The 17,750-nt window shown below is 70.3% G+C and carries 20 protein-coding genes; 3 read left to right on the top strand and 17 right to left on the bottom strand.

Features of this window, described 5'->3' with window-relative positions:
* Positions 1–46 precede the first annotated feature (46 nt).
* On the top strand, positions 47–688 hold the full coding sequence (locus Q9S36_RS39295; protein ID WP_311290195.1) for a methyltransferase: 642 nt from the start codon (positions 47–49) through the stop codon (positions 686–688).
* Positions 689–694: 6 nt separating this feature from the next.
* On the opposite strand, the gene dapF is transcribed toward Q9S36_RS39295, so the two are convergent.
* The 17 genes from dapF to Q9S36_RS39210 all read right to left on the bottom strand — a co-directional run bounded on the left by dapF (position 695) and on the right by Q9S36_RS39210 (position 16,541).
* Entirely contained in the window at positions 695–1,567 is an 873-nt protein-coding gene (dapF, locus tag Q9S36_RS39290; RefSeq protein WP_311290194.1) for a diaminopimelate epimerase, read from the bottom strand.
* A 39-nt stretch (positions 1,568–1,606) separates the two neighbouring features.
* The gene (locus Q9S36_RS39285; protein ID WP_311290193.1) at positions 1,607–2,029 is read right to left on the bottom strand and encodes a GNAT family acetyltransferase; all 423 of its coding nucleotides are present in this window, start codon (positions 2,027–2,029) and stop codon (positions 1,607–1,609) included.
* The gene (miaA, locus tag Q9S36_RS39280) at positions 2,026–2,973 is read right to left on the bottom strand and encodes a tRNA (adenosine(37)-N6)-dimethylallyltransferase MiaA (protein WP_311290192.1); all 948 of its coding nucleotides are present in this window, start codon (positions 2,971–2,973) and stop codon (positions 2,026–2,028) included. Before miaA ends, Q9S36_RS39285 begins: the two co-directional genes overlap by 4 nt.
* A complete protein-coding gene (gene miaB, locus Q9S36_RS39275; protein WP_311290191.1) occupies positions 2,970–4,520 on the bottom strand; it encodes a tRNA (N6-isopentenyl adenosine(37)-C2)-methylthiotransferase MiaB in 1,551 nt (516 codons plus the stop codon). The genes miaA and miaB overlap by 4 nt, the downstream gene beginning before the upstream one ends.
* Before the next feature lie 45 nt (positions 4,521–4,565).
* Positions 4,566–5,282: a regulatory protein RecX gene (locus Q9S36_RS39270; RefSeq protein WP_311290190.1), complete on the bottom strand. Its 717-nt coding sequence runs from the start codon at positions 5,280–5,282 to the stop codon at positions 4,566–4,568.
* Positions 5,282–6,334 (bottom strand): recombinase RecA, encoded by a 1,053-nt coding sequence (gene recA / locus Q9S36_RS39265; RefSeq protein WP_251449258.1) that lies wholly within the window; start codon positions 6,332–6,334, stop codon positions 5,282–5,284. Before recA ends, Q9S36_RS39270 begins: the two co-directional genes overlap by 1 nt.
* A gap of 282 nt (positions 6,335–6,616) precedes the next feature.
* Positions 6,617–6,838: a DUF3046 domain-containing protein gene (locus Q9S36_RS39260; protein WP_311290189.1), complete on the bottom strand. Its 222-nt coding sequence runs from the start codon at positions 6,836–6,838 to the stop codon at positions 6,617–6,619.
* A 22-nt stretch (positions 6,839–6,860) separates the two neighbouring features.
* Positions 6,861–7,169: a helix-turn-helix domain-containing protein gene (locus Q9S36_RS39255; protein ID WP_109211855.1), complete on the bottom strand. Its 309-nt coding sequence runs from the start codon at positions 7,167–7,169 to the stop codon at positions 6,861–6,863.
* Between the two features lie 153 nt (positions 7,170–7,322).
* The gene (locus Q9S36_RS39250; protein ID WP_311290188.1) at positions 7,323–7,790 is read right to left on the bottom strand and encodes a nicotinamide-nucleotide amidohydrolase family protein; all 468 of its coding nucleotides are present in this window, start codon (positions 7,788–7,790) and stop codon (positions 7,323–7,325) included.
* A complete protein-coding gene (gene pgsA / locus Q9S36_RS39245) occupies positions 7,787–8,359 on the bottom strand; it encodes a CDP-diacylglycerol--glycerol-3-phosphate 3-phosphatidyltransferase (protein WP_311290186.1) in 573 nt (190 codons plus the stop codon). The genes Q9S36_RS39250 and pgsA overlap by 4 nt, the downstream gene beginning before the upstream one ends.
* Positions 8,356–11,049, bottom strand: a complete 2,694-nt coding sequence (locus tag Q9S36_RS39240; protein ID WP_311290185.1) for a DNA translocase FtsK 4TM domain-containing protein — start codon at positions 11,047–11,049, stop codon at positions 8,356–8,358. The genes pgsA and Q9S36_RS39240 overlap by 4 nt, the downstream gene beginning before the upstream one ends.
* A 70-nt stretch (positions 11,050–11,119) precedes the next feature.
* Positions 11,120–11,614 (bottom strand): GNAT family N-acetyltransferase, encoded by a 495-nt coding sequence (locus Q9S36_RS39235; RefSeq protein WP_311290184.1) that lies wholly within the window; start codon positions 11,612–11,614, stop codon positions 11,120–11,122.
* A 37-nt stretch (positions 11,615–11,651) separates the two neighbouring features.
* Positions 11,652–13,328: a ribonuclease J gene (locus Q9S36_RS39230; protein WP_311290183.1), complete on the bottom strand. Its 1,677-nt coding sequence runs from the start codon at positions 13,326–13,328 to the stop codon at positions 11,652–11,654.
* Between the two features lie 72 nt (positions 13,329–13,400).
* Positions 13,401–14,378: a 4-hydroxy-tetrahydrodipicolinate synthase gene (gene dapA, locus Q9S36_RS39225; RefSeq protein ID WP_251449243.1), complete on the bottom strand. Its 978-nt coding sequence runs from the start codon at positions 14,376–14,378 to the stop codon at positions 13,401–13,403.
* Positions 14,379–14,435: 57 nt separating this feature from the next.
* Positions 14,436–15,200 (bottom strand): SDR family NAD(P)-dependent oxidoreductase, encoded by a 765-nt coding sequence (locus tag Q9S36_RS39220; protein ID WP_311290182.1) that lies wholly within the window; start codon positions 15,198–15,200, stop codon positions 14,436–14,438.
* 4 nt (positions 15,201–15,204) lie between these two features.
* Positions 15,205–15,729: a dihydrofolate reductase gene (locus tag Q9S36_RS39215; protein ID WP_311290181.1), complete on the bottom strand. Its 525-nt coding sequence runs from the start codon at positions 15,727–15,729 to the stop codon at positions 15,205–15,207.
* Complete coding sequence (locus tag Q9S36_RS39210) at positions 15,726–16,541, bottom strand: thymidylate synthase (protein WP_251449237.1); 816 nt, start codon at positions 16,539–16,541, stop codon at positions 15,726–15,728. The genes Q9S36_RS39215 and Q9S36_RS39210 overlap by 4 nt, the downstream gene beginning before the upstream one ends.
* A gap of 82 nt (positions 16,542–16,623) precedes the next feature.
* Here Q9S36_RS39210 and Q9S36_RS39205 point away from each other — a divergent pair, with 82 nt between their 5' ends.
* Together Q9S36_RS39205 and Q9S36_RS39200 are read left to right on the top strand one after the other, a co-directional pair.
* Positions 16,624–17,061: a thioredoxin family protein gene (locus Q9S36_RS39205; protein WP_311290180.1), complete on the top strand. Its 438-nt coding sequence runs from the start codon at positions 16,624–16,626 to the stop codon at positions 17,059–17,061.
* Positions 17,054–17,641, top strand: coding sequence for a DUF4395 domain-containing protein (locus Q9S36_RS39200; protein WP_311290179.1), 588 nt, complete (start codon positions 17,054–17,056; stop codon positions 17,639–17,641). Before Q9S36_RS39205 ends, Q9S36_RS39200 begins: the two co-directional genes overlap by 8 nt.
* The last annotated feature ends 109 nt before the right edge of the window (positions 17,642–17,750 follow it).

The following is a 17,750-nucleotide window of genomic DNA, read 5'->3' as shown; positions in this document are numbered from 1 at the left end:
CTCTACGCTCCCGGGTCCGGGCGGACCTCCGCTACGCTCGACAGCCATGGGGGAGGACCACTACTTCAGCGCGTCGCCCGCCAGCGCTGAGAACCTCCGTCGTATCCGGGTGACCCTCGCCGGCCGCGACCTCGAGGTGACGACCGCGGGCGGGGTCTTCAGTCCGGCGCACGTGGATGACGGCACGGCCGTTCTCCTGGCCAACACCCCTCCCCCGCCACCGGGCGGCAACCTGCTGGACCTCGGCTGCGGGTGGGGGCCCATCACGCTGACGCTCGCGATGGATGCGCCGCACGCGACCGTGTGGGCCGTCGACGTCAACGAGCGCGCGCTGGACCTCGTGCGCCGGAACGCCGATGCCCTGGGTCTGCAGAACATCAACGCCGCTCTCCCGTCGGATGTTCCCGAGGACGTCGTCTTTCGCACCATCCGGTCCAACCCGCCCATCCGGGTCGGCAAAAACGTCCTCCACGGACTCATGGAGCAGTGGATCCCCCGGTTGGACGAGCGGTCAGACGCGTGGCTCGTCGTGCAGAGAAACCTCGGCTCGGACTCCCTGCAGCGCTGGCTCGCCGCGACGTTCGACCGGGGGTACAGCGTGCACCGCGCCGCCACGGGCCGTGGATTCCGCGTCCTCAAAGTGCGCAGGCACGGGACGCCGCCGACGGCTGCCATCCCCCTCCCCTGAGTCCGCTCAGGCGAGGGCGACCTGGCCCGAGTACACCAGGGTGGCCGGGCCCGACAGCAGCACATGGCGCTCGCCGTCGACCTCCGGCATCCGCACCCCGAGCGTGCCACCCGGGACGTCCACGCTCCAGCGGTCGGGCGCGGCGGCACCGGCCCACTCGCGCACGGCAAGCGCGGCCGCGGCGACACCCGTGCCGCATGACAGCGTCTCACCGACACCGCGCTCGAACACGCGCATGCGGATGAGGCCGACGCCGTCCCGGACGAGCGGGTCGCTCGGCACGACGAACTCCACGTTCGCGCCGGCGGGCGGCTCGGGATGCAGCTGGGGCAGCGCGGTGAGATCGAGTGCCTCGAGTTCGCCCTCGTCGGGCAGCGCCACGACGACGTGCGGGTTGCCCACGTCGATGCCCAGCCCCGGTCGCGGCGCGCCGATGCCCCTGGCCCGCACGAGGACATCGCCCGGCTCCACCCGCCACGGGCCGAGATCCACCTCGAAGCCGAGATCGCTCGACGTGACCGCCTTGACGCCGGCGCGCGTGCCGATCGCCAGCGGAGCGTCGCCGAGCATCGCCCACCCCGCCTCGAGCAGGTAGCGCACGAACACCCGGACGCCGTTCCCGCACATCTCGGCGCGGGAGCCGTCGGCGTTGCGGTAGTCCATGAACCACTCCGCGCCGACCTCGGCCGCGTGCGCGCCCTCGTCGATCGCCGCCGAGCGGACGACGCGCAGGATGCCGTCGCCGCCGATGCCGAATCGACGGTCGCAGAGGATCGCCACCTGATCATCGGTCAGGTCGAGCTCGCCGTCCGCATCGGGGATGATCACGAAGTCGTTGCCGGTGCCGTGGCCTTTGGTGAACGCGATCGTCTGCGGCATCGTCCCAGTCTACGGGCGGGGGGCGAGGAGCCCTCGGCCTCAGTCGGCGATCAGCCGCTTCCCGGTCGCCCATACCTCGAAGGGAACGTAGTCGAGCGACTCGTAGAAGCCCTGGGCGATGCCGTTGTCGGGCCTCACCATGAGCTGCACCTTCGGGCAGCCGAGCGCGAGCAGCCGATCCTCGGCCTCCTCGACGAGGCGCCGCCCGATCCCCTGGCCGCGACGGGACGGGTCGCTCGCGAGGTAGTAGAGCCAGCCGCGGTGCCCGTCGTAGCCCGCCATCACCGTCCCCACGATCTCGCCGTCGGCGACGGCGACGAGGAAGAGCTCGGGCTGCACCGTCAGCTTGCGGCTGATGTCCTGGTGCGGATTGTTCCAGGGGCGGGTGAGCCCGACGGCGTGCCAGAGTGCGACGACGGCCTCGGTCTCGGCGACGTGGAAGGGTCGGATCTCGACAGTCATGGCGCCGAGTCTGCCAGGGTCCCGGCATCCGCGCCCGGTTCCACCCACCGGATCTCGACGTATCGCCGGAACCACGAGACCTGGCGCCGGGCGTAGCGACGCGTCAGGGCCTGGGTCTCGGCGACGGCCTCGGCCTCGGAGAGGCGGCCTTCGAGCTGTGCCAGCGCCTGGGCGTAGCCGATGGCGCGCCGTGCCGTCACGCCCCGCTCGAGCCCCCGCGGCAGCAGAGCCCTCACCTCGTCGACGAGCCCGCCGCGCCACATGCCCTCCACCCGCGCGTCGAGCCGCGGGACGAGTCGGTCGCGGGGCACCTCGACACCGATGATGCGTGTGTCGGCGTGCCACAGGACCGGGGCGGCCGGCAACGCGGCGCCGTGCGTCGCAGACCCCTGCGCGAGGATCTCGAGGGCCCGGACGATGCGTCGGCCGTTGCGGGGATCCACACGCTCAGCCGTGGCGGGATCGACCGCGCGGAGGCGGGCGTACAGTGCCCCCGGGCCGTCGCGCTCGAGGTCCGCCTCGAGCTCGGCGCGCAGGGCGTCGTCGTGAGGGGGGAAGCGGAAGTCGTACGCGACGCTCGACACGTACAGACCCGAGCCGCCGACGAGAATGGCGTCCGCACCACGGTCGTGCACCTCGCCGATCGCGCCCCGCGCGGCATCCTGGTACCAGGCGACGGCGGCCTCATCCGTCACATCGAGCACGTCGAAGAGATGATGCGGGATGCCGCGACGCTCGGCCGCGGGGAGTTTCGCAGTGCCGATGTCCATGCCGCGGTACACCTGCATCGCGTCGGCGTTGACGATCTCCGCGGGGATCCCCCGCGACGCCAGGGCCTCGGCCAGGTCGAGCGAGAGCGCCGTCTTCCCGGTGCCGGTGGCGCCGACCACGACCCACAGCCGCCCGCCGACCGGGCGAGGTGCGTCCGGGTCGGAGTGCGTCACACGCCGAGGCGGAGCGACGGGAGCCCGAGCGACACCGCGCGCGCAGCACCCGCTCCGCCGGAGGGCGCGGGAACCGCGCAGGACTCCGCCTGAGCCCGGTCCCACGCATCGCCGGACCTCGTCCGGCGGATGCGCAGGGGCCGACCCGCGGGAGCGTCGGCGAGGAGGTGGAAGGGCGCGGCATGGGTGACGACGACCGAGACGATGTCTCCGGGTCGCGGAACGGCCGAGCTCTCCGGGACCTCGAAGTGCACGAGGCGGTTGTCTTCGGCCCGGCCGGTCAGTCGCCGGGTCTCGGCGTCCTTCTTGCCCTCGCCGGTCGACACGAGCACGTGCACCTCGCGGCCGAGCTGGGCGTGGTTCTCCTCCAGCGAGATGCGCTCCTGCAGCGCCACGAGCCGCTCGTAGCGCTCCTGGACGACCGCCTTCGGAACCTGATCCGGCATGGTGGCGGCGGGGGTGCCCTCGCGGATGGAGTACTGGAAGGTGAACGCGCTCGCGAAGCGCGCCCGCTCCACCACGCGCAGGGTGTCTTCGAAGTCGGCGTCCGTCTCTCCGGGGAAGCCCACGATGATGTCGGTCGAGATGGCGGCGTGCGGGATGCGCTCGCGCACGCGGTCGAGGATCCCAAGGAAGCGATCGCTGCGATACGAGCGGCGCATCGCCTTGAGGACGCTGTCGCTTCCGGACTGCAGCGGCATGTGCAGCTGCGGCATCACGGCGGGGGTGTCGGCCATGGCGTCGATGACGTCGTCGGTGAAAGCCGCCGGGTGCGGGCTGGTGAAACGGATGCGCTCCAGTCCGTCGATCTCGCCGGCAGCGCGCAGCAGCTTGCCGAACGCCTGACGATCACCGAATTCCACACCGTAGGAGTTGACGTTCTGGCCGAGGAGGGTGACCTCGAGCGCGCCGTCGTCCACGAGCAGGCGGATCTCGCTGAGGATGTCGCCGGGACGGCGATCCTTCTCCTTGCCGCGCAGACTCGGGACGATGCAGAAGGTGCAGGTGTTGTTGCACCCGACCGAGATCGAGACCCATCCGCTGTGGACGCTGTCACGCTTGGTCGGGAGCGTGGAGGGGAAGACCTCGAGCGCTTCGAGGATCTCGAGCTCGGCCTCGCCGTTGTGCCGGGCGCGCTCGAGCAGGCTCGGCAGGGACCCCATGTTGTGGGTTCCGAAGACGACATCGACCCAGGGGGCCTTGTCGAGCACCGCCTGCTTGTCCATCTGGGCCATGCAGCCGCCCACGGCGATCTGCATCCCCTCGCGCTTGTCTTTGCGCGACTTCAAGTGCCCGAGGGTGCCGTAGAGCTTGCCGGCGGCGTTGTCGCGGACGGCGCACGTGTTGATCACGACGACGTCGGCCTCTTCGCCGCTCTCGGCACGGACATATCCCGCGTTTTCGAGCGAACCGGAGAGGCGCTCGGAGTCGTGGACGTTCATCTGGCAGCCGAACGTGCGGACCTCGTAGGTGCGCGCGCGGCCGTCGATGCTCGTCGCCGCCGCGGACGGCGAGATGAGCGTGGGGGTGCTGGAGGGCATCGACATGATGGGTGCCATTCTACGAGCGGTTGCCGGGACCCGCCCCCGGGATCAGTCGAAGCGGACGCGCCGCGGCTCGTCGTACTCGGCGAGGGCCTGCTTCGCCGCCGACATGGCGGCGGAACCGCCGTAGCCGCGGCGGGCGAGCTGGCCCAAGAGGCGGCGCAGGGCGGTGTCGCCGCCGAGCGAGGCCATGGACCGCGCCTTCGAGCGTGCGAACTCCAGGGCGCGCTCGGCGTCGTCGTCCGGAAGCGCCTCCAGGGCGGCATCGGCGACGTCCCGCGGGACGCCCCGCTTGGCGAGCGTCTGCGCGATGACGCGACGGCCGTGGCCCTTCCGGTCGACGGCCGCATGGGTGAGCTGCTCGGCCAGAGCAGCGTCGTCGAGATAGCCGCGATCGAGGAACGTCTGGAGGACGTCGTCGACCTCGTCGGCAGGAAGACCCTGTTCGCCGAGCACCGACCTCGCCTCGCGCACCGACAGCGAGCGGACTCGAAGCTTTCGCAGCAGCGTGCGCTCGGCCGCATCGCGCTCAGCGCCCTCGCGGCCTGTCTCGTCTCGATCGGTCTCGTCTCGATCGGTCCCGTCACGATCCCGGGCTTTGCGCGCCGCGCCGGCGGGTGGACGACGCCGGTCCTCAGCCCGCGTCGGCGCTATGGCCTCGTGCGTCCCACGGCGCTCGAACAGCGGAATGACGGGGGCGACGGGCCCGCCGGACGCCGTGTCGACGTCGGCGGGCTCGTCTCCCGCATCGATGAAGCGGACCATCACGCGGGGCGGCGCGCCGCCAGCTCGTCCTTCGTGGGCGCATCGACGGCCTTGGGCTGCCCGATGCCGAGCTTGACCTTGATCTTCGATTCGATGTCCGCGGCGATGTCGGCGTTCTTCAGCAGGAAGTTGCGGGCGTTCTCCTTGCCCTGGCCCAGCTGCTCGCCGTCGTAGGTGTACCACGCGCCCGACTTCTTCACGATGCCGTGCTCGACGCCGAAGTCGATCAGGCTGCCCTCGCGCGAGATGCCGACGCCGTAGAGGATGTCGAACTCCGCCTGCTTGAACGGCGGGGCCATCTTGTTCTTCACGACCTTGACGCGAGTCCGGTTGCCGACCGCCTCGGTGCCGTCCTTGAGCGTTTCGATACGCCGGATGTCGAGGCGGACCGATGCGTAGAACTTCAGCGCCTTGCCGCCGGCGGTCGTCTCGGGCGAGCCGAAGAACACGCCGATCTTCTCGCGCAGCTGGTTGATGAAGATCATGGTGGTGTTCGTCTGGTTCAGTCCACCGGTCAGCTTGCGCAGCGCCTGCGACATCAGGCGCGCTTGCAGACCGACATGGGAGTCGCCCATCTCGCCCTCGATCTCGGCCTTCGGCACGAGTGCGGCGACGGAGTCGATCACGACGAGGTCGATCGCGCCGGAGCGCACGAGCATGTCGGCGATCTCGAGCGCCTGCTCCCCCGTGTCGGGCTGAGAGACGAGCAGCGAGTCGATGTCCACGCCCAGCTTCTGCGCGTAGTCGGGGTCGAGTGCGTGCTCGGCGTCCACGAAGGCGGCGATCCCGCCCGCACGCTGCACATTCGCGATCGCGTGGAGCGTCAGCGTCGTCTTACCCGACGACTCCGGGCCGTAGATCTCGATGATGCGGCCCCGCGGAAGTCCGCCGATACCGAGGGCGACGTCGAGGGCGATGGAGCCGGTGGGGACGACCTCGACGGGAGCGCGCTCGTCGCTGCCGAGACGCATGACCGAGCCCTTCCCGAACTGCCGGTCGATCTGGGCGAGGGCCGATTCCAGGGCCTTCTCGCGGTCAACGGGTGATGGCATGGCGTGCTCCTTCTGCACTCGTCCCGTCTGCGGATGATTCCGCGAACGGAGATCCGTCGCCTATAGGCTGTCGCGCTCCGCCCGCCGGTGGGGCGGATGATGCGACAAGGCGTGGGGTGTCTTTGCGACTCCGTTCACGTTACGAAGGGGTTCCGACATCGGCCGTGGCCCCTCTCGCATTGTGGACAGAATCGTCCGCGACACCCGCTGTGCAGGAGCCTATGCGGTCATCGAACACATCTTCGACGACACGCCGTGACTCGGCAGCCCGAACGGCGAAGGTCAGCGTCGGGGCTCGAGGCGTCCCACACCGTATCTGCGGTCCGCCGGCACGTCGGTCTCGGCGCACAGCGCCGTCCAGATCTGGCGCGGCGGAACGCCTGCCGCCAGCGCCTGCTCCGCGGTCTGACCGCCCGCGCCGGGAAGGATCAGGTCGGCCAGGAGGGAGGTCGCTCGGGGACCGAACTCGTCGGAGACCGCGCGCTCGAACTCGCTTCGTCGCATGCCGATGAGAGGCTCGCGGTTGTCAGCGCAGCGAGAGCTCGGCGTCCACGGACGCCACCAGGTCGTCGGGTACGACGTCCGGGAAGGTCTGCAGGCCCTCGAGCACGGAGATGCGATCCCCGACCTCGCGCATGATGGTCGAGATGGGAACGTCCAGCGCCTCGGCCACGGAAGCCAGGATCTCGCTCGAGGCCTCTTTCTGGCCCCGCTCCACCTCGCTCAGGTATCCGAGAGCGACGCTCGCGCGACTGGCAACCTGACGGAGGGTACGACCCTTCTGCTGGCGGAAGTCACGAAGCACTTCGCCGATCTCTTGTCGAACCAGGATCATGGGTCCCCTCCTCACGTCTGATTCACCCGCTGCCCGGGTGGACAACAGTACAACGGTGCTGGATGCCAATCTAATCCCGCGCGCTGTGCAATGGGTGGGAATCGCGGAATGTAACGGCGACGAAACACCGATTGTTCCCGTCGGCGACGACTTTCACGACAGGTGGGCCACCACGGCCTCGAGAGCCCGCAACGTGCTCGCCGTGCGGATCTCGTGACGCGATCCCGCCAGCCGCAGGTCGACGACATGCGACCCTTCGGGGGTGGCGACGGCGACGAACACCGTTCCCACCGGCGTGCCGTCCTGGGCGTCCGGGCCGGCGACACCGGTCGTGGCGACCCCGACGTCCGCCGTCAGCAGACGGCGCGCTCCCGCCGCCATCTGGCGGGCCACCTCGGCGTCGACGGCGCCGCGGCGTCGCAGCAGTGCGCCGTCGACACCCAGGAGCGTGCGCTTGACATCGGTGGCGTAGGCGACCACGCCGCCGCGGAGATGGGCGGAGGCTCCGGGCACGGCGGCCAGCTCCGAGGACACCATGCCTGCGGTGAGGGACTCGGCCGTGGCGATCGTCCACTCGCGTCGCGCCAGGAGCGCCAGGACGGCCGCGGCAACCGAGGTCACGACGACCGGCTCCCCCGTCGCGCGCCGCGCACTTCCGAGATCACGTAGTCGATGCCGCTGGCGATGGTGAGGATCACCGCGACGGTCATCGTGACTCCGTTGACCCACCAGATCCACTCGCCGACGACGTCCCACAGCGGCAGCAGCGCGAGTGACAGCGCGAGAGCCTGGGCGACGGTCTTGAGCTTTCCCATCCATGCGGCAGCGAGCACATGGTCGCTGACCACCGCGAACCGGTAGACGGTGATGCCGATCTCGCGGATGAGCACGACGATGGTGATCCACCACGGCAGTTCGAGCAGGATCGACAGGCCGACGAAGGCCGCACCGGTCAGCACCTTGTCGGCGATGGGGTCGAGCAGCTTTCCGAGGTCGGTCACGATCTCGTGGCGACGAGCGAGGTAGCCGTCCAGGCCGTCCGTGGCGATGGCCACGATGAACAGCACGGCCGCCCACCACCGGAGCGGGCCGTCGGCGCCGCCGTCGGCCAGCAGCATCCATACGAAGACGGGCGCGCAGAGGATGCGGACGATCGTGATGATGTTCGGAAGCTGGCGGGGAACGCTCATCGGTCGCGTCCCGTCAGGCCCCAGGCGTCCTCGTCGTCGTCATCGACCTCTTCGACGGCGTACCCCTCGAACTGCTGCTCGACAGGGTCCGCCGCATAGGGGTCCGCGGGCTCGGACGACGGTGCGGGAGGCGTCTCGGGCACGTCGTCGCCGCGCATCCGCGCCATGACCCCCGGCAGCTGCTCGGCGGTGACCAGGACGTCGCGGGCCTTGGATCCTTCGGACGGGCCGACGATCTCGCGGGATTCGAGCAGGTCCATCAGGCGACCGGCCTTGGCGAACCCGACGCGCAGCTTTCGCTGGAGCATGGAGGTCGACCCGAACTGCGTCGACACCACCAGCTCGGCCGCGGCCAGCAGCAGCTCGAGGTCGTCGCCGATGTCGGCGTCGATCTCCTTCTTCTCCTGGGTGGCCTGAACGTCCGGACGGTATTCCGGGCGCGCCTGGGCGGTCACGTGGGCGACCACCTTCTCGATCTCCGTCTCGCTGACCCACGCGCCCTGCACACGGAGCGACTTCGACGCGCCCATCGGCAGGAACAGCCCGTCACCCTGGCCGATGAGCTTGTCGGCGCCCGGCTGGTCGAGGATGACGCGGGAATCGGTCACGCTCGTGACGGCGAACGCCAGACGGGAGGGCACGTTGGCCTTGATGAGGCCCGTGACGACGTCGACGCTCGGGCGCTGCGTGGCCAGGACAAGGTGGATGCCGGACGCTCGCGCCAGCTGCGTGATGCGCACGATCGAGTCCTCGACGTCGCGGGGGGCGACCATCATGAGGTCGGCGAGCTCGTCGACCACCACGAGCAGGTAGGGGTAGGGCTTCAGCACCCGCTGGCTGCCCTCGGGCAGCTTCAGCTCGCCCGCGACCACGGCCCTGTTGAAGTCGTCGATGTGGCGGAATCCGAACGACGCGAGGTCGTCGTACCGCATGTCCATCTCCTTCACGACCCACTGCAGGGCCTCTGCGGCCTTCTTCGGGTTGGTGATGATGGGGGTGATCAGGTGGGGAACGCCGGCGTAGCTGGTGAGCTCGACGCGCTTGGGGTCGATGAGCACCATGCGCACATCGGAGGGCTTCGCCCGCATCAGGAGGCTCGTGATCATGGAGTTCACGAAGCTGGACTTGCCCGATCCGGTGGAGCCGGCCACCAGGAGGTGGGGCATCTTCGCCAGGTTGGCCACGACGTACCCGCCGCCGACGTCCTTGCCGACGCCGATGGTCATCGGATGCGTGGACTGCGCGGCCGCCTGGGAGCGCAGCACGTCGCCGAGCGTGACGATCTCGCGGTCGGCATTGGGGATCTCGACGCCGATCGCGCTCTTGCCGGGGATGGGTGCCAGGATCCGCACCTCGTTGGAGGCGACCGCGTAGGCGATGTTGTTGGTGAGGGCCGTGATCCGCTCGACCTTCACGCCCGGGCCCAGCTCGATCTCGTACTGCGTCACCGTCGGTCCGCGTGAGAACCCGGTCACCCGGGCGTCGACCGAGAACTGATCGAGCACGCCGGTGATCGCGCGCACCGTGTCGTCGTTGGCCTGCGACCGGGCCTTGTGCGGCGTCCCCTGGGCCAGCGCTTGCACCGACGGCAGACGGTACGGCGTGTGGGGTGCGTCGTGCGGGCCTTCGGAGCCGAGCCCCGAGAGCCCGGGGAGCGTTCCGTCGTCCTGCGGGTCGGACGGCGAGTCGTCCTGCAGCGACGTGCCTCCCTTTCGCGCGCCCCTGGTGGCTCGAGCAAGGACGGCCGGGTCGATCACCTCGGTGAGAGCGTCGGGTGCCGCGGCCGCGGGAGCCGGCGGCTCGGGTTCGAGGGCCTGGTCGAAGCCGCCCTCCGCGTGTCCGGGAGTGAGCAGCTCGGTCAGGTCCTGCGACCCGAGCGTGCCGTCGGAGTCCTTCTCGCGCCCGGTCTTGTTCCGGCGCCACCACGGCAGCGCGTCATCCGCGTCGTCCGTGTCCGCGGCATCCGCGGCCGATGTCTGCGGACGGGGCTCGGCGCCGAACATCCAGGCGTACAGCTCGCCCAGCCTGGTGCCGATGCGGTTCGGCGGCGTCTTGGTGATGATGAGCACACTCAGCAGCGTGAGCGCGCTCAGCACGATGTAGGCACCGACATCGGTGAGGACCATCGCGAGCGGTTCGCCGACCATCCAGCCGAAGAGACCGCCGGCCTCGCTCAGGGCGGGCAGTCCCTGGTTGGGCTGCGGGCGGCCTCCGGCGACGTGGCAGAAGCCCGCGATCATGAGCACCAGCATCCCGAATCCGATGCCGATGCGTCCGTTGTCGTGCACGGACGAGGGATGCCGGAACATCCACCCGGCGAGGATGAGCAGGAGCACCGGCATCAGGAACGCCTCGCGGCCGAGCAGGCCGCCCACGGTGTAGGCGCTGATCGTGGCCGCGACCTCCGTGCCGATGAGGAACCACTCCACGACCGAGCCCGCGACGGCCAGCAGCACCAGGAGGAACGGGAACCCGTCGCGGCGCTCGTCCTTGGCGAGCGTCTCGGGGCCGAAGGCGCGGAAGAGTCCGCCGACGGCGTGAGCGAGGCCCAGCCATGCGCGCACGGCCACGGGCGGGCGCTCGGCGTCGCCGACGTACCGCTTGGGCGCCGGATCGGGCTTGCGGGCGCGCGAGGTCGAGCCCTTCGCGGGCGCGCGGCCGGCGGCGGGCGCACTGGAACTGCGTGGCATGCCTTCCACGGTAGGCCGGATCGCCGACTTTCACCGGTCACCACGCGGAGCGCCGACCCGGCGGGTGCCCTCAGCCCAGACGCTTGACCATCGTGCTGCGCCCCACGCCTGCCTGCGTCACGGCGAAGCCCTCGCTGCGATAGAGCGTCGCGGCGAAGTTGCCTCGCTCGACGCTGAGGCTGATCCGCCCGTACCCGTGCGCGTTCGCGTGCTCGCAGAGACGCTGCAGCAGCTCGCGTCCGACGCCGTGGGCGCGCCACATCGGCCGGACGCCGATGATCAGCTCGGGTACGCCCGTTCCGACGTAGCCGAATCCGGGATCGGATCGCGGGAACATGCGGTACCACGCGGCGCCGATGGCCTCGCCACTGGCGGCCTGGGCGACGAAGCCGGCGTCTCCCGGCCGCATCCATCCGGAGATGTAGCGACCGTGATCGGGGTCGGCGAGCACCTGGTGCTTGGGCCGCTCGCCGCCCGACCGCCAGTTCGCAGCCTCTACGACCATGTCGCCCAGGAACGCGCCGTCGGCCTGGGTGGCAGGTCGGAGGCGGAACGAGGCGGGCATGTCGCGATTGTACGGCCGCGCCGCCGCCGGGACCGGGTCAGGCCTCGATGACCAGCGGCACGATCATGGGGCGCCGACGCAGCCGCTGGTTGACCCACCGGCCGATCGTGCGCCGCACCACCTGCGACAGCGCATGCTGATCGCGGACACCCGACTGCGCCGCCTCGGCGAGAGCTGCGGCGATCTTGGGCTTGACGTCCTCGAAGACCGCGTCCTGCTCGGCGAACCCGCGGGCGTGGATCTCGGGCCCGGTGATGATGCGGCCGGTGGCGGCATCGACGACCACGATGACCGAGATGAACCCCTCTTCGCCCAGGATGCGGCGGTCCTTGAGGTCGGCGTCGGTGATCTCGCCCACCGTCGAGCCGTCGACGTAGACGAAGCCGAGGTCCAGCTGACCGACGACCGTGGCGTCTCCGTCGCGCAGGTCCACGACCGTGCCGTTCTCGCCGAGGATCGTGCGTTCGGACGGGATGCCGCTGTCCTGCGCCAGCCGTGCGTTGGCCATCAGGTGACGGTACTCGCCGTGGATCGGAAGCACGTTGCGGGGCTTAAGGATGTTGTAGCAGTAGAGCAGCTCGCCGGCGGCGGCGTGGCCCGACACGTGCACCTTGGCGTTGCCCTTGTGCACGACGTTCGCGCCGAGCTTGGTCAGACCGTCGATCACTCGGTACACGGCGTTCTCATTGCCGGGGATGAGGCTCGAGGCGAGGATCACCGTGTCGCCCTCGCCCGGCTCGATCTCGTGGTCGAGGTTCGCCATCCGGCTGAGGACGGCCATCGGCTCGCCCTGGGAGCCCGTCGACATGTAGACGATCCGGTCCTCGGGCAGGTCGCGCGCCTTCTTGTAGTCGATCAGCACGCCCTGCGGGACCTTCAGGTACCCGAGGTCCTCGGCGATCGTCATGTTGCGGAGCATGCTGCGCCCGAGCAGCGCGACGCGGCGTCCGTGGGCGGCGGCGGCGTCCAGCACCTGCTGCACACGGTGGACATGGCTCGAGAAGCTCGCGACGATGACCCGCCGCGGCGCCTTGCCGATGACCTGGTCGAGGACGGGCCCGATCTCGCGCTCCAGCGGAGTGAACCCGGGCACGTCGGCATTCGTGGAGTCGACCATGAAGAGGTCGACTCCCTCTTCACCCAGTCGCGCGAACGCGCGCAGGTCGGTGAGCCGGCCGTCCAGCGGGAGCTGATCCATCTTGAAGTCGCCGGTGGCGAGCACCATGCCGGCGGGCGTGCGGATCGCCACCGCCAGCGCGTCGGGAATGGAGTGGTTGACCGCGACGAACTCGAGGTCGAAGGGACCGAGGCGCTCGGTCTGCCCTTCGGCGACGGTGAGGGTGAACGGCTTGATGCGATGCTCTTTGAGCTTCGCCTCGACGAGGGCCAGCGTCAGGCCCGATCCGACGAGAGGGATGTCCTTCTTCAGCTTCAGCAGGTACGGCACGGCGCCGATGTGGTCTTCATGGCCGTGGGTGAGCACGACGGCGACGATGTCGTCGAGGCGTCCCTTGATGGGCTCGAAGTCCGGCAGGATCAGGTCGACACCGGGCTGGTGCTCCTCGGGGAAGAGCACGCCGCAGTCCACCACGAGCAGCTTGCCGTCGAACTCGAACACGGTCATGTTCCGGCCGACCTCGCCGAGGCCGCCCAGCGGTGTGACACGCAGCGTGCCGGCCGCGAGGGCGGGAGGGTCGTAGGGGGTGGTGGGCATGTCGGCCTCCTCAGGATGCCGCGGCATCCGTTCGCTTTCCGCCCCGTGGCCGGTCGGCCTCCGGGGCGAGGGTCATCTGGTCGTGCCCGAGACCTTCGGCAGCGCGCCACCGGCGGCGGCGTTGCGATCCGGGCGGAAGTTGGAGAAATCGACGCCGGGCACGCCGGTCACGGCGGCGAGCTCGTCCTCGATCATGGCGGCCTCCCACTCCTCGGGGCCGACCAGGGGCAGGCGCACGCGCGGGCTCCCGATCCGGCCGAGGCCGTGGAGGATGTACTTGGCCGAGACGGTGCCCGGCACGTGCGTCATCACCGCGCGCACGAGCGGCTCGAGCTGCTTGTGCGCGGCGGTCGCCGCCGACAGGTCGCCCCGGTTGACGGCATCCACGATGACGCGGTACGGCTGCGCGGCGATGTTCGCCGTGACGCCGATGAGGCCCGTCGCGCCGATCGACAGGTGCGGCAGGACGTTGGCGTCGTCGCCCGAGAAGTACATGAGATCGGTCTGGTTCAGCACGCGGCTGACCTCGCTGAAGTCGCCTTTGGCATCCTTGACCGCCAGGATGTTCGGGTGCTTGGCCAGGCGCAGGATGGTCTCGTACTTGATGGGCACGCCCGTACGGCCGGGGATGTCGTAGAGGATCACCGGCAGGTCGGTGGCGTCGGCGACGAGCCGGAAGTGGGTGAGGATCCCCGCCTGCGTGGGCTTGTTGTAGTACGGCGTGACGATCATGATGCCGTCCGCGCCGGCCTTCTCGCTCGCCTTGTAGAGCTCGATCGCGTGCGCGGTCTCGTTCGACCCGCCGCCGGTGATGATCGCGGCGCGCCCCGACGCGACGTCCTTTCCGACCTCGACGAGACGGATCTTCTCGGCGTCGGTGAGCGTCGAGGTCTCGCCGGTGGTGCCGGTGACGACGATGCCGTCGGCCCCCGCGGTGATGACGTCGTCGATGTGCTTCTCGACGGCGGGCCAGTCGACCTCGCCGTCGGCCGTCATCGGGGTGACGAGCGCGACGAGCACCTGACCGAAGGGATTGCCGGTGTGCGTCATGCACTCAGGGTATCTGCCGCGTGCGCGCCCCGCCGAACGGCTGCTGCTCGGGGCCGCTCAGCGGCCGGTGCCGCCCGCGGCCACCAGGATGCGGTCGGGAAGGAGCCCGGCGAGGCTCGTCAGCAGGCGGTAGCGCACGGACGGCACCGACACCGCCCGGCCGCGCGCGACGTCGCGCAGCGCGCTCGACACCACGAACGGGGCATCCAGCCACAGCGGACCGGGTACGCCCTCGCGCCCCGCCGCGAGGCCCATGCGGGCGTGGAAGTCGGTGTGGGTGAAGCCCGGACACACCGCGGTCACGGTGACGCCGCGGTCACGGTAGGCCACGTTCGCCCATCGGCTGACGTCGAGCACCCAGCGCTTGGCGGCGCCGTACGTGCCCCGCGGCAGGAACGCCGCCACCGATGCCACATTGACGATGCGGCCGTTCCCACGGGCCAGCATGGCGTCGAGCGCGGCGTGCATGAGCCGCAGGGTCGCCTCGACGTGCACGGTCAGATGACGGACCTCGTCGTCGATGTCGTTGCCGGCGAAGTCCAGCGGCAGGCCGAACCCGGCGTTGTTCACGAGGATCCCCACCGGACGCTCTGCGTTTCGGAGGCGCTGCGCGACGCGGGCGGTCTGCGCCGGATCGGCGAGGTCGGCGACGATGACCTCGTGACGGATGCCGTGCTCAGCCGTCAGGCGCCCGCCCAGCTCGTGCAGGGCGGCCTCGTCGCGCGCCACCAGCACCAGATCGGCGCCCTGCGCGGCGAGCTGCCGGGCGAACTCGGCGCCCAGCCCGGAACTGGCCCCGGTGATCAGCGCGGTGCGCGGCATCCGATCAGCTCTCCCGATCGGGGGTGCCGCGCCCGAGGGTCGAGAAGCGATAGCGGATGCCGGTGCGCGAGGTCGCCCACCCCTCCCCCGGTTCTGCGGCGACGACCCGCCAGCCGTCTGTGGGCGGCGCCGTCGTGTCCCCGGCGACCTCGAGGTCGATCTCGGTCACCTCGAGCCGATCGGCGCCGGCGATGGCCTCGCGGTAGAGCTGGCCTCCGCCGATCACCCAGATCTGCTCAGGTGACCCCTCGCTCGCCGCGGCGAGCGCCGAACCGAGCGAGTCCGCCCGCTCCGCGCCGTCCGCAGCCCACGAGTCCTGACGGGTGACGACGATGTTGCGGCGACCCGGAAGCGGCCGGAAGCGCTCGGGGAAGGACTCCCACGTCCGCCGGCCCATGATGACCGGGCACCCGAGCGTGAGCGCCTTGAAGTGCGCGAGGTCCTCGGGGACATGCCACGGCATCCCGCCGTCGGCGCCGATCACGCCGCCTCGCGCCTGCGCCCAGACCAGTCCGACTCGGGGCGTCATACCGCGACGGCCCCGCGGATCGCCGGGTGGTGCTGGTAGCCCTCGACGACGAAGTCCTCGTACGTGTAGTCGAACAGCGACGCCGGTGTGCGGGCGAAACGCAGGGTCGGGTAGGAGTAGGGCTCGCGCGAGAGCTGCTCCTCCACCTGGTCGCGGTGGTTGTCGTAGATATGGCAGTCGCCTCCGGTCCACACGAACTCACCGGGCTCGAGCCCGGTCTGCTGGGCGACCATCAGGGTCAGCAGGGCGTAGGAGGCGATGTTGAACGGCACGCCCAGGAACAGGTCGGCGCTGCGCTGGTAGAGCTGGCACGACAGGCGACCGTCGGCGACGTAGAACTGGAACAGCGCGTGGCAAGGTGCGAGGGCCATCTGCGGGATGTCAGCTGGATTCCATGCCGACACGATCAGCCGGCGCGAGTCGGGGTTCGTGCGGATCTGATCGACCACCTGCGAGATCTGATCGATCTGACCGCCATCCGGCGTCGGCCAGGATCGCCACTGCACACCGTAGACCGGGCCCAGTTCGCCCTCGGCGTCCGCCCACTCGTCCCAGATCGTGACGCCGTGCTCCTTCAGCCAGCCCACGTTCGAATCCCCGCGCAGGAACCACAGGAGCTCATAGGCGATCGACTTGAAGTGCACGCGCTTGGTGGTGATGAGCGGGAACCCCTGGGAGAGGTCGAAGCGGATCTGGCGCCCGAAGGCGCTCGTGGTGCCGGTGCCGGTGCGGTCCCCCTTCCGGATGCCGTGCGCGAGCACGTCGCGGAGAAGGTCCTCATAGGGAGTCGGGATCGCCGTCGTCGTCGTCACGCTCACACGATACCCGCGGCCGAATCCGTCATGCGCGGACACAGGGGATCGATGCGGCCGAAAGCATTTAGGCTGGTGTGTCGTGGACCTGTTGAGCGCTTTCATCGGCCTGGCCGCCCTTCTGGGGGTCACGGTGGCTGCCGGCGTGCTGCTGAGGTGGCGCCAGGGTCGTCCGCAGCGTCACATCGCGCACGAAGTGGTCGAGCCCCACCGGCTCGGCGCCGATGCGCTCGGCGAATCCGCCACCCTGCTGCAGTTCAGCACCGAGATGTGCGCCAAGTGCCCTGGAGTGCACCGTCTGCTCTCCACCGTCGCCGACGGCCGTGAGGGCGTGCGCCACCTCGACATCGATGTGACCCACCGACCGGACATCGCCCGCCACTTCCATGTGCTGCAGACGCCCACGACCCTCATGCTCGATCGACACGGCGTCGTGCAGACCCGGTTCGGCGGCGTCCCCACGCGCGATGTGCTCGAGCTGGAGCTCACCCGACTGACCGGATCCCCCGCCCATGCCTGACCCGACCCCCGCACGCCCGCGCGGCATCGATCCCCGCGGTCCGCGCTTCGTCGCGGCCATCACCGCGGTGCTGCTGCTCATCGACGTCTTCCTCGGCCTGATCGGCTTGTCCACGGCCCGGGACTTCGGGTGGTTCGCCTATCAGCCGCTCGCCGACGAGTCCTTCACACCGGGCGCCGCGTGGGCCATTCAGGCCGCCTCGCTGTCGCAGCGGGCGCTCGATCCGGCGTTCCTCCTCCTGCTCGCGATCGCGCTCCTGTTCGCCTGGGGCGTCGTCTCGCCTCGCACGGCACCCTGGGCGGTGCTGTACCGCACGCTCGTCCAGCCCCGCCTCCGTGCACCCCGGGAGCTCGAGGACCCCCGGCCGCCGCGCTTCGCGCAGGGTGTAGGCCTTCTCGTGACCGGCATCGGACTCCTCCTGCACCTCGCCGGGGTTCCGTGGGCGCTCCCGATCGCCGCCGCGATGGCGTTCGCCGCGGCCTTCCTCAACGCCGTCTTCGGACTGTGCCTCGGCTGCCAGCTGTACCTCGTCCTGCAACGCGCGGGTCTGGTCGGCCGGGAGCGTCCCGCCGCGGCCTGAGTGACAGCATCCTCATCGGCGTCCCTCTGTCAAGTCGGCCACCGGCCGTGCCCGGCTAGCTAGGCTGACCGCGAGAGCCCGGAACGCGGGCGCCGAAACGGAGGTTCAG

Source organism: Microbacterium sp. ARD31 (assembly GCF_031844425.1).
Note: the sequence above shows the minus strand (reverse complement) of the source record. Positions and strands in the feature narration are given on the sequence as shown.

Bases quoted from the DNA above. Each gene is read 5' to 3' on its own strand.
- dapF (WP_311290194.1), bottom strand. From the start codon at position 1,567: ATGCCGCAGACGATCGCGTTCACCAAAGGCCACGGCACCGGCAACGAC.
- dapA (WP_251449243.1), bottom strand. From the start codon at position 14,378: ATGACGCACACCGGCAATCCCTTCGGTCAGGTGCTCGTCGCGCTCGTC.
- Q9S36_RS39230 (WP_311290183.1), bottom strand. From the start codon at position 13,328: ATGCCCACCACCCCCTACGACCCTCCCGCCCTCGCGGCCGGCACGCTG.
- recA (WP_251449258.1), bottom strand. From the start codon at position 6,334: ATGCCATCACCCGTTGACCGCGAGAAGGCCCTGGAATCGGCCCTCGCC.
- Q9S36_RS39200 (WP_311290179.1), top strand. From the start codon at position 17,054: ATGCCTGACCCGACCCCCGCACGCCCGCGCGGCATCGATCCCCGCGGT.
- Q9S36_RS39220 (WP_311290182.1), bottom strand. From the start codon at position 15,200: ATGCCGCGCACCGCGCTGATCACCGGGGCCAGTTCCGGGCTGGGCGCC.
- miaB (WP_311290191.1), bottom strand. From the start codon at position 4,520: ATGTCGATGCCCTCCAGCACCCCCACGCTCATCTCGCCGTCCGCGGCG.
- pgsA (WP_311290186.1), bottom strand. From the start codon at position 8,359: ATGAGCGTTCCCCGCCAGCTTCCGAACATCATCACGATCGTCCGCATC.
- Q9S36_RS39255 (WP_109211855.1), bottom strand. From the start codon at position 7,169: ATGATCCTGGTTCGACAAGAGATCGGCGAAGTGCTTCGTGACTTCCGC.
- Q9S36_RS39215 (WP_311290181.1), bottom strand. From the start codon at position 15,729: ATGACGCCCCGAGTCGGACTGGTCTGGGCGCAGGCGCGAGGCGGCGTG.
- Q9S36_RS39285 (WP_311290193.1), bottom strand. From the start codon at position 2,029: ATGACTGTCGAGATCCGACCCTTCCACGTCGCCGAGACCGAGGCCGTC.
- Q9S36_RS39260 (WP_311290189.1), bottom strand. From the start codon at position 6,838: ATGCGACGAAGCGAGTTCGAGCGCGCGGTCTCCGACGAGTTCGGTCCC.
- Q9S36_RS39235 (WP_311290184.1), bottom strand. From the start codon at position 11,614: ATGCCCGCCTCGTTCCGCCTCCGACCTGCCACCCAGGCCGACGGCGCG.
- Q9S36_RS39295 (WP_311290195.1), top strand. From the start codon at position 47: ATGGGGGAGGACCACTACTTCAGCGCGTCGCCCGCCAGCGCTGAGAAC.
- Q9S36_RS39240 (WP_311290185.1), bottom strand. From the start codon at position 11,049: ATGCCACGCAGTTCCAGTGCGCCCGCCGCCGGCCGCGCGCCCGCGAAG.
- Q9S36_RS39270 (WP_311290190.1), bottom strand. From the start codon at position 5,282: ATGGTCCGCTTCATCGATGCGGGAGACGAGCCCGCCGACGTCGACACG.